Consider the following 15087-nt stretch of genomic DNA (forward strand, 5'->3'; position numbering starts at 1 on the left):
GTCGCTCTACCGACTGAGCTATCGGGGAATGGGGCGTATTATAATGGCTGGAAAAAATGTGTCAATCAATATTTTCAAGAAAATGGTGCAGAATATTTCAAATATTTGAATGTTAAAAATATTTTGTAATCAAGTTTCACATGCTTTCCAGCCGTTTCAGACGGCCTTTAGTATTTGGCGTTAACCAATTTGCCGTTTTGGAACACTTGCTGCTGCATTACCGTACCGTTGTAGGCGTAAGTGGTTAATGAGCCGTTGCTTGGCGTGGCGCGGAACTGCATCAGTTGGTTGCGGCTGAGGACGTAGGGGTCCGTGCGTTTTTGGCTGTTGTCGCTGTAAAAGTCTTGGACGACATATTCGTTGTTGCGTTTGCTGATCAGTTGGCGATGGAAGCCGCCTTTGACTGCGCTATTGCTGGGTGTGCCGTGTGCATCAAAATAGGTCACGATTTGTTCTTCTGAGATACGGATGCCGTCTGAATCCGTGCCTTTGGTGGTTTTGTCCAAGCCGACAGGGATGTTGATGGATGTACCCAGGCCGACATGGCGGCCGATGCTGGTGCCGACGCCTAAGCCGACGGAAACACCTGGCGTGCCGACTGTACATGCGCTGAGTGAAGCGGCCAAAAGAGCAGGTAAGAGAGCTTTTTTCATAATGTGTATCCTTGTAATAAGAAATGTTTGTAATGTGGGAAGTATAGTATTTTTGCGGGGTGGCTGGTGTTAGTATTGGTAAAAGGGCGCAAGGCCGTCTGAAAAACAAGATAGAAACGAATATATCATTCTGGTGTAGAATGTGCCGAAATAATGATTTAATAAGAATGTGAATGAATAATGAAAACTTTGAAATTTACGAAGATGCACGGCTTGGGCAATGATTTTATGGTGGTTAATGCCATCGAACAGGACTTTGATCCGTTGACTGCGCCGCTTGCCCAATGGGCAGACCGCTATCGCGGCGTGGGTTTTGATCAGTTTTTGGTAGTGGAGAAGCCTTCTTCTGATGCGGTCGATTTTCGGTACCGCATTTTCAATGCCGATGGTCGGGAAGTAGAGCAGTGCGGCAATGGAGCGCGTTGTTTTGCGCGTTTTGTCGCGGATAAGGGTTTGACGGATAAAACGGAAATTTTGGTCGAAACGGCCAAAGGGATTATTGTACCGAAGCTGTTGGATAACGGTTTGGTTACCGTCAATATGGGTAAACCGCGTTTCATGCCGTCTGAAATTCCGTTTGTGCCTGCACATGGTGAAAATGAAGATGCGTTGACACATATTGTCTTGGTCGGTTTGGAGTCTGTACCGGTAAGCTGTGTGAATATGGGTAATCCGCATGCGGTAATTTTGGTTGATAATGTTGAAACCGCACCGGTGGAGCATTGGGGCGGCGCTATTGAATCACACGAGCAGTTTCCTGAAAGGGTCAATGTCGGCTTTTTGCAGGTTGAAGATGAGTTGTCAGTCCGCCTGCGTGTGTTTGAACGCGGGGTGGGGGAAACTCAGGCTTGCGGCACTGGAGCGTGTGCGGCCGTGGTGGCAGGCGTGCGCAATGGCTTGCTGAAAGCGGGTGCGCCTGTGCGTGTTACTTTGCCTGGCGGCGAATTGTTTATCAGTTGGGAAGAAGGTGGCGACGTGCAAATGACCGGCCCTGCTGAAACTGTTTTTGAAGGCGAGTTGCAGTATTCATGATGGTTTCTTTGGATTTTTGGTTTGCCATCGCGTATGCTGCGGTATCGTTGGCATTTATTTTTCGCGCGCAGCGGTTTCAATGGCTTTGGGCTACGGTGTTATTGTGGCTGGGGATTTCGGCACTGGGCGCACGCTTGTTGCCCGGAATGTGGGGTTTTACGCATACAGGCCCTTTGTTCATCCCTCATTTTTATCTGACAATCGCCAGTATTTTCTTCTTTATTGATGACTGCAGTAAAACGGAAGACAAAAAGTTTTGGTCGGCAGGCGAATATGCCGGTTTGACCTTATTTGCAGTTTCCAATGTCATCATGACTTTGGCTTTTGTTTTCTTGGCAGGCGTGGTTTATTTCATCTTGCCGCTGGCTGGCGCGTTTTTTGCATGGGCGGCCTTGCTGAAAATTTATGCCTTGAAACCGATTTATTGGTTTGTTTTGCAGGGCGTGTTGATGCTGGTGTTTTATCTGCACCGTGTGGTTGTTTGCAAGCAGTCTGCCTCTCTTTTCAGTATGCGGCAGATGTGGGCAGGCTGGATGGTTGCCGTCGTGATGCAGGCTGTGGTTGCCGTTGCATTGATTTTTGAGCGCAGTGGATATTGACCGCGCTTGAACCAAAAGTTATAAAGAAAGAAATTTTCGATATTGGTTTTTCAGACGGCCTGAGTTTAATATGCAGGCTGTATTACATCTAAATCAGGAGCAGGAAATGAAAATTGCAAATAATATTACCGAGCTGATCGGCAACACACCTCTGGTGAAACTGAACCGCCTGACCGAAGGTTTAAAAGCGCAAATCGCCGTTAAACTTGAATTCTTTAATCCAGGCAGCAGCGTGAAAGACCGTATTGCCGAATCTATGATTGAAGCGGCCGAGCAAGCCGGTAAAATCAATAAAGATACCGTTATCGTCGAGGCAACCAGTGGCAATACCGGTATCGGTTTGGCCATGGTGTGTGCGGCCCGCGGTTATAAATTGGCGATTACTATGCCTGAAAGCATGAGTAAAGAACGCAAAATGCTGCTGCGTGCATTCGGTGCAGAGCTAATTTTGACACCTGCTGCCGAAGGTATGGCGGGCGCTATTGCTAAAGCCCAGTCTTTGGTGGACGAACATCCAGATACTTACTTTATGCCGCGCCAATTTGATAACGAGGCTAATCCTGAAGTTCACCGCAAAACCACTGCCGAAGAAATTTGGCGCGATACAGACGGTAAAGTAGATATTTTCGTGGCCGGTGTAGGTACAGGCGGTACGATTACCGGTGTGGGCGAAGTATTGAAAAAATACAAACCCGAAGTTCAAATCGTGGCTGTCGAGCCTGAAGCTTCCCCAGTATTGAGCGGTGGCGAGAAAGGTCCGCATCCGATTCAAGGTTTGGGTGCAGGCTTTATCCCCAGCGTTTTGAATACGACTGTTTACGACAGCATTTCCAAAGTACCTAACGAGGCAGCGTTTGAAACTGCGCGCGCTATGGCTGAAAAAGAAGGCATTTTGGTAGGTATTTCTTCAGGTGCCGCAGTATGGAGCGCATTGCAACTGGCTAAAAAACCTGAAAACGAAGGTAAGTTGATCGTTGTCTTGTTGCCATCGTATGGCGAACGCTATCTTTCTACGCCTCTGTTTGCCGATTTGGCATAATATAGGATTGTTGTTAAAAGGCCGTTTTCAGACGGCCTTTTTTGCGTATAGGCTTGAGATATCATATGAAATCTGTTGTAATTCAGTTAATGAGCTTTGAATACCGTTATTCAAAAGTTGGTTTCTTCAACGAATCATGCTTATAATGCGCATTATGAAAAAATACATTCTTCCTATCCTTGCCGTAGCGGCACTTGCCGGTTGTGAATCAATTTATGTTCCGACTTTGAAAGAAGTGCCAGTTCGACCAACCAACGTCAAAAAGCCTAAGGCTGATTCACAAGTTTCAGCTACCGGTTATCATTTGGCTCCTTCGCATTGGGCAGATGTTTCCAAGATTCATGATGAAGCACGCCGTTTGAGTACCCAAGTGAGCCAAGGTAGTCTGACCAAAGTTCAGGCTGCACAATATTTGAACCGCTTCCGTATCCAACAAGTGGGACGTAACTCCGTTGATGACAGTATGTATGAAGTTTATCTGCGTTCTGCCGTTGACAGCCAACGTGGTGAAATTACTACCGAGCAATCCAAACAGTACATCCAAGGTGCTTTGCGCGGTTGGCAACAACGTTGGAAAAACATGGATACCAAGCCAAGCAATCCTGCGTTTACCAACTTCCTGATGGAAGTTATGGGTATGCAACCTTTGAAATAAAAAAGTCATAAACTGAGAAGGCCGTCTGAAGATTCAGGCAGCCTTCTTTTTATATGTATATATGTGTAGTCGGACTTTATCCAATTAAGAACCAAACAGCTTGTCAGCTGCTTGACGGGCTTTTTCTTGAATATCTTCGGTCAGATAGTTTTTCATCTGAGAATAAACCAGCGCAATGACGGCAATGTCATCGCTGAAGCCAAATGGAATCAACAGGTCGGGAATGCTGTCGATGGGGCTGAGAAAATAAACCAGTGCACCGACAATAATCATTTTGGCCCGTTTGGGCGTGTGTTCGGATTCCCAAAGGTAATAAAGTGCATAAAGCTGTCGGACGACAGGTTTGCCCAGGCGGCCTGCAAAGCGTCCGAGTTTTTTCATAAAACCGGATGTGTCTAAGTTTCGACGGCGGAAGGAGGGGATGTAGTCTTCCGGATCGGGTGTGTTTTGATGAGGGGAATGTGTCATGATGCAGCTTCCTTATAAGGTATGGAAACATTGTTGGTGTTGTGCTGTATTTTAGTCCATCTAGAGATGGATGAAATGTCTTTGAATGTATAACTATGTAAGAGTAGTGATGATAATGCAATGGTAATAAGTTAAGAATGGCTTATGCCGTAGCAATCAAATCACTACTGCTTACCCACAAAAATAAATCGATTATATGGAGTAATCATGAATAAGAGAATAAAAATATGTCCCGCTTGTCAACAAGGCTATCTCTACCATTCAAAACCTAAATATCTTCATGATGAAATTATTCTGTGTGATGAATGCGATGCAGTATGGCTCAAAGGAGTGAATATATTTTATGGAGAATATGAAAAAGATTTTTATTCTTATGTTCCTTTCATGGAATCCCAAGGTATAACGGATGAATGTATCTGGGAAGGAGAGCTGTTCGATCATCCATATTATGAAGATGAAAACTCAGATGATATGGATTGATAGAAACTTTATATAGTGGATTAAATTTAAATCAGGACAAGGCGACGAAGCCGCAGACAGTACAGATAGTACGGAACCGATTCACTTGGTGCTTCAGAACCTTAGAGAATCGTTCTCTTTGAGCTAAGGCGAGGCAACGCCGTACTGGTTTAAAGTTAATCCACTATATCTTTTCAGACGGCCTTGTCCATCAAATTTGGCACATTATTTCACACACGGATTGTCTAAAACAACCGAGACATTGCGTTCGGCTTTGTTCATATACGTCATGTGGACTTTCTTGCCTTTGAACTCTGCTTCAACGACAGATTCCTTTGTAAAGATTAGGTATCAAGAGTGAGAATTTATCTCACAATAGATACAATTCTCAAATAATAATGATGTTATCGTAAGTGCTTTGATGGGGAGATGGCTTAATTGCAGGAAAGTAACAAAAAAGGCTAGCCACGCAAAAAAAAATCTAAGAATGATTGTTTGATTTTATTAGTCTTTTGGTAAAAATCATTAGAGCATTCATAAATTGCACTGTTCAAAATGAGATAAAACAGGTAAATTATGGTTTATGTAGCTTATTGTAGTGCTGAGCTATAGGTTTTGAGCTGATAATAAATCTAGAGGAACTGACCATGTCCGCCAAATCACGCCCGGTATTTTTGGAAATTCCGAATATCCGATTGCCCATACCGGGGATTGTATCTATTCTTCACCGTATCAGCGGCGTCGGCTTGTTTGTGATGCTGCCTGTTCTCTTGTATTTCTTCTCTGGAACGCTGGATCGCGAAGCGTCGTTTGAAGCATATCGTTCTGCTATCTCCAATCCGTTTGTGAAGCTGATCCTTATCGGTCTGTTGTGGGCATATCTGCACCACTTTTTTGCCGGTATCCGCTTTCTGTTTTTGGATGTGCATAAAGGCCTGGAATTAAATACTGCCCGTACTACTGCTAAAGTTGTATTTGCTTCTGCTTTGATTCTGACCGTCGTTTTGGGAGCTTTGTTATGGTAGAACGTAAATTGACAGGTGCGCATTACGGTTTGCGCGATTGGGCAATGCAACGTGCAACTGCGGTCATCATGTTGGTGTACACCGTGGTTCTTTTGGTTGTTTTGTTTACGTTGCCTAAAGAATATTCGGCATGGCAGGCATTTTTTGATCAAACTTGGGTGAAGGTGTTTACCCAAGTGAGCTTCTTGGCCGTATTCCTGCATGCATGGGTAGGTATCCGTGATTTGTGGATGGACTACATTAAGCCTTTCGGCGTGCGTTTGTTTTTACAAGTTGCCACCATCGTTTGGTTGGTAGGCTGCTTGGTGTATTCAGTTAAAGTAATTTGGGGGTAAATATGGGTTTTCCTGTTCGCAAGTTTGATGCCGTGATTGTTGGCGGTGGTGGTGCAGGTTTACGCGCAGCCCTCCAATTGTCTAAATCCGGCCTGAATTGTGCTGTTTTGTCTAAAGTCTTCCCAACCCGTTCTCATACTGTAGCGGCTCAAGGTGGTATTTCTGCTTCATTGGGTAATGTGCAGGAAGACCGTTGGGATTGGCACATGTACGATACCGTAAAAGGTTCCGACTGGCTGGGCGACCAAGATGCGATTGAGTTTATGTGTCGCGCTGCGCCTGAAGCCGTAATTGAGTTGGAGCACATGGGTATGCCTTTTGACCGTGTGGAAAGCGGTAAAATCTACCAACGTCCTTTCGGCGGTCATACTGCCGAACACGGTAAACGTGCGGTAGAACGTGCATGTGCAGTTGCCGACCGTACCGGCCATGCGATGTTGCATACTTTGTACCAACAAAACGTCCGTGCCAATACACAATTCTTTGTGGAATGGACGGCACAAGATTTGATTCGTGATGAAAACGGCGACGTCGTCGGTGTAACCGCCATGGAAATGGAAACCGGCGAAGTTTATATTTTCCACGCTAAAGCCGTGATGTTTGCTACCGGTGGCGGCGGCCGTATTTATGCTTCTTCTACCAATGCCTATATGAATACCGGTGATGGTTTGGGTATTTGTGCCCGTGCAGGTATTCCGTTGGAAGACATGGAATTCTGGCAATTCCACCCGACTGGTGTGGCCGGTGCCGGTGTATTGATTACTGAGGGTGTACGTGGTGAAGGCGGTATTCTGTTGAATGCCGATGGCGAACGCTTTATGGAACGTTACGCTCCGACCGTAAAAGACTTGGCTTCCCGTGACGTGGTTTCCCGTGCGATGGCGATGGAAATTTACGAAGGTCGCGGCTGCGGTAAAAACAAAGACCACGTATTGCTGAAAATCGACCATATCGGCGCAGAAAAAATTATGGAAAAACTGCCGGGCATCCGCGAGATTTCCATTCAGTTTGCCGGTATTGACCCGATTAAAGACCCGATTCCTGTTGTGCCGACTACCCACTATATGATGGGCGGTATTCCGACCAACTATCATGGCGAAGTTGTTGTTCCGCAAGGTGAAGATTACGAAGTGCCTGTAAAAGGTCTGTATGCGGCAGGTGAGTGCGCATGTGCTTCCGTACACGGTGCGAACCGCTTGGGTACCAACTCCCTGTTGGACTTGGTGGTATTCGGTAAAGCTGCCGGCGACAGCATGATTAAATTCATCAAAGAGCAAAGCGACTGGAAACCTCTGCCTGCTAATGCCGGTGAATTGACCCGCCAACGTATCGAGCGTTTGGATAATCAAACTGGCGGCGAAAACGTTGATGCATTGCGTCGCGAACTGCAACGCTCCGTACAACTGCACGCCGGTGTGTTCCGTACCGATGAGATTCTGAGCAAAGGCGTTCGAGAAATCATGGAGATTGCCGAGCGCGTGAAACGTACTGAAATCAAAGACAAGAGCAAAGTATGGAATACCGCGCGTATCGAAGCTTTGGAGTTGGATAATCTGATTGAAGTAGCGAAAGCGACTTTGGTGTCTGCCGAAGCACGTAAAGAATCGCGTGGCGCACACGCTTCAGACGACCATCCTGAGCGCGATGACGAAAACTGGATGAAACATACCCTGTATCATTCAGATACCAATACTTTGTCTTACAAACCGGTACATACCAAGCCTTTGAGCGTGGAATACATCAAACCGGCTAAACGCGTTTATTGATGAGTTTTCAGACGGCCTTTACCTTAAAGGCCGTCTGAAACCTAACCATACCCACATTGAACTGCTTGAATTCATAATACAAAATCATTGAGCAGTTTATGAGAAAAGGAACACTTCTCATGGAAAAAATGAGTTTTGAAATTTACCGTTACAACCCGGACGTTGATGCCAAACCTTATATGCAACGTTACGAGTTGGAATTGGAACCAACCGACGTTAAGCTTTTGGACGCTTTAGTGCGCCTGAAAGCACAAGACGATACATTGTCTTTCCGCCGTTCTTGCCGCGAAGGTATTTGCGGTTCTGACGGTATGAACATCAACGGTAAAAACGGCTTGGCATGTCTGACCGATCTGCGCAGCCTGAAACAGCCGGTTAAAATCCGCCCTCTGCCAGGTCTGCCTGTTATCCGCGACCTGATTGTGGATATGACCCAGTTCTTCAAACAATATCACTCAATCAAACCTTACGTTGTCAACGACAATCCTATCGATGCGGACAAAGAGCGTCTGCAAACTCAGGAAGAGCGTAAAGAGTTGGACGGTTTGTACGAGTGTATTTTGTGCGCCTGCTGTTCGACTGCCTGCCCGTCATTCTGGTGGAATCCTGATAAATTCGTTGGTCCGTCTGGCTTGCTGAATGCTTACCGTTTCATTGCGGATAGCCGTGATACCATCACTAATGAGCGTTTGGATAATCTGAACGACCCATACCGTTTGTTCCGTTGCCACACCATTATGAACTGCGTAGACGTATGTCCTAAACACTTGAATCCGACCCGAGCCATCGGTAAGATTAAAGAGATTATGTTGAAACGAGCCGTTTAAGAAATGATGGTTTTTGACGATATTGCCAAACGGAAAATCCGTTTTCAAACCCGCCGGGGATTGTTAGAACTAGACTTAATCTTCGGCAGGTTTATGGAAAAAGAATTCGAGCACCTGAGTGATCAGGAGTTGTCCGAATTTTCCGAAATCCTCGAATTTCAAGACCAAGAGTTGCTTGCCTTGATTAACGGACATTCGGCAACGGACAAGAAACACCTGATTCCCATGCTTGAAAAAATCAGACAGGCATGATGTGTTATAGAGCTTGTTTGCGATGCCAATCCGAACAAGCTTTTTCCATACTGAGGCCGTCTGAAAAAAGGACCGTGCCGCTTGGGCGGCAACGAAAGCCCCAACTTACAAAGGAGTTTAAGAATGTCTAAATCAGTCAAGCTCACCACCCCAAATCAAGAGACCTTGGAACTGCCAGTATTGGAAGCAAGTATCGGCCATGATGTGGTTGACATCCGTGCGTTGACAAAAAATACAGGTCTGTTTTCATTCGACCCAGGATTCGTGTCCACTGCAAGTTGCGAATCCAAAATCACTTATATTGACGGCGATAAAGGTCTGTTATATTACCGTGGTTATCCTATCGAGCAGTTGGCCGAAAAATCCGATTACTTGGAAGTTTGTTACCTGTTGATCTACGGCGAGCTGCCTACGCCCGAACAGAAAAAAGAATTTGATGCTACAGTCAGCCACCATACTATGGTGCATGAACAGTTGACTTGGTTCTTCCGCGGTTTCCGTCGCGATGCGCACCCGATGGCGATGATGGTGGGTGTGGTTGGCGCTTTGTCTGCTTTCTATCAAGACAGCTTGGATATTACCAATCCTGAACACCGCAAAATCGCGATTTACCGCTTAATCTCCAAAATTCCGACCATTGCGGCAATGTGTTACCGTTATTCCAACGGTTTGCCGTTCAATTATCCAAAAAATAACCTTTCCTATGCTGAAAACTTCTTGCACATGATGTTTGCCACACCGTGTGAAGAATACAAACCTAATCCAGTCTTGGCCCGCGCGCTCGACCGCATCTTTATTTTGCATGCCGACCACGAGCAAAATGCTTCTACTTCGACCGTACGTTTGGCAGGCTCTTCAGGGGCGAACCCATTTGCCTGTATCGCTGCTGGTATCGCCTGTCTGTGGGGTGCTTCACACGGCGGTGCAAACGAAGCTGTGTTGAAGATGCTGGATGAAATCGGCGATGTGTCTAATGTTGCCGCATACATGGAAGGTGTGAAACAACGCAAATACCGTCTGATGGGCTTCGGTCACCGCGTATACCGCAATATGGACCCACGAGCCAACATCATGCGCGAAACCTGTTATGAAGTCTTAAAAGAATTGGGCTTGGAAGACAGTCCTAAATTCAAGCTGGCGATGGAATTGGAACAAATTGCACTGAAAGACCCATTCTTTGTTGAACGCAAGCTGTATCCAAACGTCGACTTCTACTCTGGTATCGTCTTGTCTGCATTGGGCATTCCAACTGAAATGTTTACCGTTATCTTCGCATTGTCGCGCAGTGTAGGTTGGATTTCTCATTGGCATGAAATGATTAGCGATCCGGCACTGAAAATCGGTCGCCCACGTCAACTTTATACCGGTGCAGAACGTCGCGATTACGTTCCGGTAGATAAACGCTAATAAACAATACATTAATATATTGTTGAAAAGTCGTTTGAAAAAATCGAATTGCCGTTTTCAATGAGGTTGGTCGTAATTAATTAAGTTGATAGCAGGTAATTTGATTTGAAATAGGGTAGAATAAAGTGTCATTTCAGACGGCCTGAATTCCGTTCGGAGAACACGGGATTCTACCCTTTGTTTATATTTTAAAGAAAAGAGCTCACGCCATGATGGACGAAAAACTCAATTTCTCTTATCTGTTTGGTTCTAATGCGCCATACATCGAGGAGTTGTATGAAAAGTTTCTGGATAATCCGGAATCTGTCGATGAAAAATGGAAACAGTACTTTACCGATTTGAGTAAACAGCCGGGCGCAGTCGCTGTCGATGTTGCCCATACACCGATTCGTGAATCATTTGCCACTTTGGCTAAAAAGAAAATTGCCGCAGCCGTCGCAGGCGGTGTGGATGAGGCAATGATGAAAAAGCAAGTCAGCGTTTTGCGACTGATTTCTGCCTATCGTATCCAAGGCGTGGGTGCAGCCCAACTTGATCCGCTCAAACGTATTCCTCCTCAAAATATTGAAGCTCTCGATCCTAAATTCCACGGTCTGTCAGATGCCGATATGGCACTTCAGTTCAATATGGGCGAGGGCGATTTTTCCGGTCAGAGCAAACTGCCTCTGTCCCAAATCATCAGTAACCTCAAACAAACCTACTGCGGCCATATCGCGGTAGAGTACATCTACATTCCAAATACCGAAGAGCGTCGTTGGGTTCGTAATTATTTTGAAAGCGTACTGTCTACACCAAGCTACAACGTTGAACAAAAACGCCGTATCTTGAAAGAAATGACTGCTGCCGAAACTCTGGAACGCTACCTGCATACCAAATATGTCGGTCAAAAACGTTTCGGTGTCGAAGGTGGCGAAAGTGCCATTGCCGGTTTGAACTATTTGATTCAAAACGCCGGTAAAGACGGCGTGGAAGAAGTCATCATCGGTATGGCACACCGTGGCCGTCTGAATGTTTTGGTTAACATTTTGGGCAAAAAACCGGCTGATCTGTTTGCCGAATTTGAAGGCCGTGCCGAAATCAAATTGCCTAGCGGCGACGTGAAATACCACATGGGCTTCAGCTCCGACATTGCTACGCCACACGGCCCGATGCACGTTTCTTTGGCATTCAACCCGTCACACTTGGAAATCGTTAATCCAGTAGTAGAAGGTTCTGCACGCGCCAAACAAAAACGTTTGGGCGAAAACGGCCGCGATAAAGTCTTGCCGGTATTGATTCATGGTGACTCCGCATTTATCGGTTTGGGTGTTAACCAAGCAACATTCAACCTGTCTAAAACACGCGGTTATACCACCGGCGGTACTGTTCACATCGTGATCAACAACCAAATCGGCTTTACGACTTCCGATACCCGCGATACCCGTTCAACCGTACACTGTACCGATATCGCGAAAATGGTTTCCGCTCCGGTTATCCATGTGAATGGCGATGATCCTGAACGCGTTTGCTTTGCCATCCAAGCTGCCTTGGATTACCGCAAAAAATTCCATAAAGACATCGTGGTTGATGTTGTCTGCTACCGTAAATGGGGCCACAACGAGGGCGATGATCCGACCTTGACCCAACCGATGATGTACAAAAAAGTATCGCAACACCCAGGTGCGCGTGCTTTGTACACCGAGCAACTGATTGCCGAAGGCGTGGTAACCCAAGCTGAGGCTGACGGTTACATCCAAGCCTACCGTGATGCTTTGGACAAAGGCGAACATGTTGAACAAACAACGTTGAGCAATTTCCAACGCACACAAATCGACTGGAGCAAATACCAAGGCAAAGATTGGCGCGAAAAAATCGAAACCGGTTTGCCTGCCGCCGACATTGAGCGTCTTACTGAGAAATTCACCGCTGTACCGGAAGGCTTTGCCCTGCATCCGACTGCAAAACGTGTGATCGAAGCGCGTAAAGCCATGGCATCCGGCAAACAAGCCATCGACTGGGGTATGGCCGAAACCCTCGCATACGCAAGCCTGCTGACCAAAGGTCATGGCGTGCGTATCTCTGGTGAGGACTCCGGCCGCGGTACATTCTCACACCGTCATGCCGTTCTGCACGATCAAAAACGCGAAAAATGGGACGACGGTACTTATGTTCCTCTGCGCAACATGGGCGAAGGCTTGGGCGAGTTCCTGGTTATCGACTCTATCTTGAACGAAGAAGCCGTAATGGCGTTCGAGTACGGCTTTGCCTGCTCCGCTCCTGACAAGCTGACCATTTGGGAAGCGCAATTCGGTGACTTCGCTAACGGCGCGCAAGTAACTATCGACCAATTCCTGTCTTCAGGCGAAACCAAATGGGGTCGTTTGTGCGGTCTGACCACCATCCTGCCGCACGGTTACGACGGTCAAGGCCCTGAGCACTCTTCTGCACGTGTAGAACGTTGGTTGCAACTGTGTTCTGAGAACAATATGCAAGTCATCATGCCGTCTGAAGCGTCGCAAATGTTCCACCTCTTGCAACGTCAAGTCTTGGGTTCATACCGCAAACCGCTGGTGATTTTCATGTCCAAACGCCTGTTGCGCTTCAAAGGTGCAATGAGCCCGCTGGAAAACTTCACCGAAGGTTCGACTTTCCGTCCAGTTATCGGAGATACCGCAGAACGTGCAAGCAACGACAGCGTGAAACGCGTGGTATTGTGTGCCGGTCAGGTTTACTATGACTTGGAAGCCGGCCGTACCGAGCGTAAACTGGAAAATGATGTTGCTATCGTCCGCGTTGAGCAGCTGTATCCGTTCCCATACGATGAGGTTAAAGCTGAACTGGCGAAATACCCGAACGCAAAATCTGTGGTTTGGGCGCAAGAAGAGCCGAAAAACCAAGGTGCGTTCTACCAAATCCGCCACCGTATCGAAGACGTTATCAGCGAAGAGCAAAAACTGTCTTATGCCGGTCGTCCAAGCAGTGCATCGCCTGCAGTGGGCTACTCAAGCAAACACATTGCTCAATTGAAACAATTGGTTGAAGACGCTTTGGCGTTGTAAACCTAGTGGCATTCCGTTTGAAATTGTTCAGGCGGAATGCCCATATGCAGAATTAAAAACACACAACAGGCCGTCTGAAAGGGCCATTGGAGACACAAAATGATTATTGATGTAAAAGTACCTATGCTGTCTGAAAGCGTATCTGAGGGCACGCTCTTGGAATGGAAGAAAAAAGTTGGCGAAGCAGTTGCCCGTGACGAAATCCTGATCGATATCGAAACTGACAAAGTGGTTTTGGAAGTCCCTTCTCCACAAGCCGGCGTATTGGTTGAAATCGTAGCTCAAGACGGTGAAACCGTTGTTGCCGACCAAGTTTTGGCTCGCATCGATACAGCTGCTACTGCCGCTGCTGAAGCCCCAGCCGCCGCGCCTGCCGAAGCTACCCCAGCCGCCGCTCCTGCTGCTGCACAAAACAACGCCGCTATGCCTGCTGCCGCCAAACTGGCTGCCGAGACCGGTGTTGACGTGAACGCATTGCAAGGTTCCGGCCGTGACGGTCGCGTATTGAAAGAAGACGTACAAAATGCCGCTGCCAAACCTGCCGCAGCCGCAGCCCCTGCCGTTGCACTTCCTGCCGGCGCACGTCCTGAAGAACGCGTACCAATGAGCCGCCTGCGTGCCCGTGTTGCAGAACGCCTCTTGGCTTCTCAACAAGAAAACGCCATTTTGACTACATTCAACGAAGTCAACATGAAACCAATCATGGACTTGCGTGCGAAGTACAAAGATAAATTCGAGAAAGAACACGGCGTGAAATTGGGCTTTATGTCCTTCTTCGTTAAATCCGCTGTTGCCGCCCTGAAAAAATACCCGGTTGTGAATGCTTCTGTTGACGGCAAAGACATCGTTTACCACGGCTACTTCGACATCGGTATCGCAATTGGCAGCCCACGCGGTTTGGTTGTGCCAATCCTGCGCGATGCCGACCAAATGAGCATTGCCGACATCGAACAAGCAATTGTTGATTACGCGAAAAAAGCAAAAGACGGCAAAATCGCTATCGAAGATCTGACCGGCGGTACATTCAGTATTACCAACGGCGGTACTTTCGGTTCTATGATGTCTACCCCGATCATCAACCCGCCTCAATCTGCGATTTTGGGTATGCACGCCACTAAAGAGCGCGCTGTGGTTGAAAACGGTCAAGTTGTTGTCCGTCCAATGATGTATCTGGCTCTGTCTTACGACCACCGTATCATTGACGGCCGCGAAGCTGTATTGACCTTGGTAGCCATTAAAGACGCGTTGGAAGACCCAGCACGCCTGTTGTTGGATCTGTAATCGTTTCAGACGGCCTTTTATTTGTTAATGAAAAGGCCGTCTGAATTTTTATTTAGATGTAGCGTAATGTAGTATCGTGCTACAATAGGCTCAACGAACGATTGAGGCCGTCTGAAACATTTGATTCGAATGAATCGGCAGATATAGACTTTCAGACGGCCTTTTCTTAAAACCATCAAAACGCAGTCATTCAAAATAAAAAAGAAACAAAAAGTATCGTTTTTATTTTGAGATACTGCAAAAGCAAAGGA

At 46.8% G+C, this 15087-nt stretch carries 15 protein-coding genes; 13 read left to right on the plus strand and 2 right to left on the minus strand.

Annotation, left to right across the window (positions count from 1 at the left end; translation table 11 throughout):
• Nucleotides 1–167: 167 nt before the first annotated feature.
• Entirely contained in the window at nucleotides 168–653 is a 486-nt protein-coding gene (locus HMPREF2696_RS08255; RefSeq protein WP_070588292.1) for a NemA protein, read from the minus strand.
• A gap of 180 nt (nucleotides 654–833) precedes the next feature.
• Here HMPREF2696_RS08255 and dapF point away from each other — a divergent pair, with 180 nt between their 5' ends.
• From dapF to HMPREF2696_RS08275, 4 genes are all read left to right on the plus strand, one after another.
• Nucleotides 834–1685 (plus strand): diaminopimelate epimerase, encoded by an 852-nt coding sequence (gene dapF / locus HMPREF2696_RS08260; RefSeq protein ID WP_063068033.1) that lies wholly within the window; start codon nucleotides 834–836, stop codon nucleotides 1683–1685.
• The gene (locus tag HMPREF2696_RS08265; protein WP_070588294.1) at nucleotides 1682–2284 is read left to right on the plus strand and encodes a hypothetical protein; all 603 of its coding nucleotides are present in this window, start codon (nucleotides 1682–1684) and stop codon (nucleotides 2282–2284) included. The genes dapF and HMPREF2696_RS08265 overlap by 4 nt, the downstream gene beginning before the upstream one ends.
• 106 nt (nucleotides 2285–2390) lie before the next feature.
• Nucleotides 2391–3323 (plus strand): cysteine synthase A, encoded by a 933-nt coding sequence (gene cysK / locus HMPREF2696_RS08270; RefSeq protein ID WP_107723629.1) that lies wholly within the window; start codon nucleotides 2391–2393, stop codon nucleotides 3321–3323.
• A gap of 154 nt (nucleotides 3324–3477) precedes the next feature.
• Nucleotides 3478–3978: a membrane lipoprotein lipid attachment site-containing protein gene (locus HMPREF2696_RS08275; RefSeq protein WP_371444493.1), complete on the plus strand. Its 501-nt coding sequence runs from the start codon at nucleotides 3478–3480 to the stop codon at nucleotides 3976–3978.
• Nucleotides 3979–4062: 84 nt separating this feature from the next.
• Here the strand turns inward: HMPREF2696_RS08275 and HMPREF2696_RS08280 are convergent, their stop codons facing one another.
• The gene (locus HMPREF2696_RS08280; protein ID WP_049329785.1) at nucleotides 4063–4446 is read right to left on the minus strand and encodes a YkvA family protein; all 384 of its coding nucleotides are present in this window, start codon (nucleotides 4444–4446) and stop codon (nucleotides 4063–4065) included.
• Between the two features lie 207 nt (nucleotides 4447–4653).
• On the opposite strand from HMPREF2696_RS08280, the gene HMPREF2696_RS08285 reads away from it, so the two are divergent.
• The 9 genes from HMPREF2696_RS08285 to odhB all read left to right on the plus strand — a co-directional run bounded on the left by HMPREF2696_RS08285 (nucleotide 4654) and on the right by odhB (nucleotide 14836).
• The gene (locus HMPREF2696_RS08285) at nucleotides 4654–4926 is read left to right on the plus strand and encodes a hypothetical protein (RefSeq protein WP_070588295.1); all 273 of its coding nucleotides are present in this window, start codon (nucleotides 4654–4656) and stop codon (nucleotides 4924–4926) included.
• Between the two features lie 626 nt (nucleotides 4927–5552).
• Nucleotides 5553–5930 (plus strand): succinate dehydrogenase, cytochrome b556 subunit, encoded by a 378-nt coding sequence (gene sdhC, locus HMPREF2696_RS08290; protein WP_004519263.1) that lies wholly within the window; start codon nucleotides 5553–5555, stop codon nucleotides 5928–5930.
• Nucleotides 5924–6265, plus strand: a complete 342-nt coding sequence (sdhD, locus tag HMPREF2696_RS08295) for a succinate dehydrogenase, hydrophobic membrane anchor protein (protein ID WP_004519264.1) — start codon at nucleotides 5924–5926, stop codon at nucleotides 6263–6265. The genes sdhC and sdhD overlap by 7 nt, the downstream gene beginning before the upstream one ends.
• Nucleotides 6266–6267: 2 nt before the next feature.
• On the plus strand, nucleotides 6268–8031 hold the full coding sequence (gene sdhA, locus HMPREF2696_RS08300; RefSeq protein WP_070461322.1) for a succinate dehydrogenase flavoprotein subunit: 1764 nt from the start codon (nucleotides 6268–6270) through the stop codon (nucleotides 8029–8031).
• 119 nt (nucleotides 8032–8150) lie between these two features.
• On the plus strand, nucleotides 8151–8858 hold the full coding sequence (locus tag HMPREF2696_RS08305; protein WP_003678833.1) for a succinate dehydrogenase iron-sulfur subunit: 708 nt from the start codon (nucleotides 8151–8153) through the stop codon (nucleotides 8856–8858).
• 3 nt (nucleotides 8859–8861) lie between these two features.
• Nucleotides 8862–9110 carry an FAD assembly factor SdhE gene (locus tag HMPREF2696_RS08310; protein ID WP_003678830.1) on the plus strand — a complete coding sequence of 83 codons (249 nt, stop codon included), beginning with the start codon at nucleotides 8862–8864 and terminating at the stop codon, nucleotides 9108–9110.
• 123 nt (nucleotides 9111–9233) lie between these two features.
• Nucleotides 9234–10517: a citrate synthase gene (gene gltA, locus HMPREF2696_RS08315; protein WP_004519267.1), complete on the plus strand. Its 1284-nt coding sequence runs from the start codon at nucleotides 9234–9236 to the stop codon at nucleotides 10515–10517.
• 209 nt (nucleotides 10518–10726) lie between these two features.
• Nucleotides 10727–13555 carry a 2-oxoglutarate dehydrogenase E1 component gene (locus HMPREF2696_RS08320; protein ID WP_004519268.1) on the plus strand — a complete coding sequence of 943 codons (2829 nt, stop codon included), beginning with the start codon at nucleotides 10727–10729 and terminating at the stop codon, nucleotides 13553–13555.
• A 99-nt stretch (nucleotides 13556–13654) separates the two neighbouring features.
• Nucleotides 13655–14836, plus strand: coding sequence for a 2-oxoglutarate dehydrogenase complex dihydrolipoyllysine-residue succinyltransferase (gene odhB, locus HMPREF2696_RS08325; protein ID WP_004519270.1), 1182 nt, complete (start codon nucleotides 13655–13657; stop codon nucleotides 14834–14836).
• Nucleotides 14837–15087 lie beyond the last annotated feature (251 nt).

The sequence above is a fragment of the Neisseria sp. HMSC058F07 genome (assembly GCF_001810035.1).
Taxonomy (GTDB): Bacteria; Pseudomonadota; Gammaproteobacteria; order Burkholderiales; family Neisseriaceae; genus Neisseria; species Neisseria perflava.

Coding starts and splice junctions, on each gene's coding strand:
- HMPREF2696_RS08255 (WP_070588292.1), bottom strand. CDS start 653: ATGAAAAAAGCTCTCTTACCTGCTCTTTTGGCCGCTTCACTCAGCGCA.
- dapF (WP_063068033.1), top strand. CDS start 834: ATGAAAACTTTGAAATTTACGAAGATGCACGGCTTGGGCAATGATTTT.
- HMPREF2696_RS08265 (WP_070588294.1), top strand. CDS start 1,682: ATGATGGTTTCTTTGGATTTTTGGTTTGCCATCGCGTATGCTGCGGTA.
- cysK (WP_107723629.1), top strand. CDS start 2,391: ATGAAAATTGCAAATAATATTACCGAGCTGATCGGCAACACACCTCTG.
- HMPREF2696_RS08275 (WP_371444493.1), top strand. CDS start 3,478: ATGAAAAAATACATTCTTCCTATCCTTGCCGTAGCGGCACTTGCCGGT.
- HMPREF2696_RS08280 (WP_049329785.1), bottom strand. CDS start 4,446: ATGACACATTCCCCTCATCAAAACACACCCGATCCGGAAGACTACATC.
- HMPREF2696_RS08285 (WP_070588295.1), top strand. CDS start 4,654: ATGAATAAGAGAATAAAAATATGTCCCGCTTGTCAACAAGGCTATCTC.
- sdhC (WP_004519263.1), top strand. CDS start 5,553: ATGTCCGCCAAATCACGCCCGGTATTTTTGGAAATTCCGAATATCCGA.
- sdhD (WP_004519264.1), top strand. CDS start 5,924: ATGGTAGAACGTAAATTGACAGGTGCGCATTACGGTTTGCGCGATTGG.
- sdhA (WP_070461322.1), top strand. CDS start 6,268: ATGGGTTTTCCTGTTCGCAAGTTTGATGCCGTGATTGTTGGCGGTGGT.
- HMPREF2696_RS08305 (WP_003678833.1), top strand. CDS start 8,151: ATGGAAAAAATGAGTTTTGAAATTTACCGTTACAACCCGGACGTTGAT.
- HMPREF2696_RS08310 (WP_003678830.1), top strand. CDS start 8,862: ATGATGGTTTTTGACGATATTGCCAAACGGAAAATCCGTTTTCAAACC.
- gltA (WP_004519267.1), top strand. CDS start 9,234: ATGTCTAAATCAGTCAAGCTCACCACCCCAAATCAAGAGACCTTGGAA.
- HMPREF2696_RS08320 (WP_004519268.1), top strand. CDS start 10,727: ATGATGGACGAAAAACTCAATTTCTCTTATCTGTTTGGTTCTAATGCG.
- odhB (WP_004519270.1), top strand. CDS start 13,655: ATGATTATTGATGTAAAAGTACCTATGCTGTCTGAAAGCGTATCTGAG.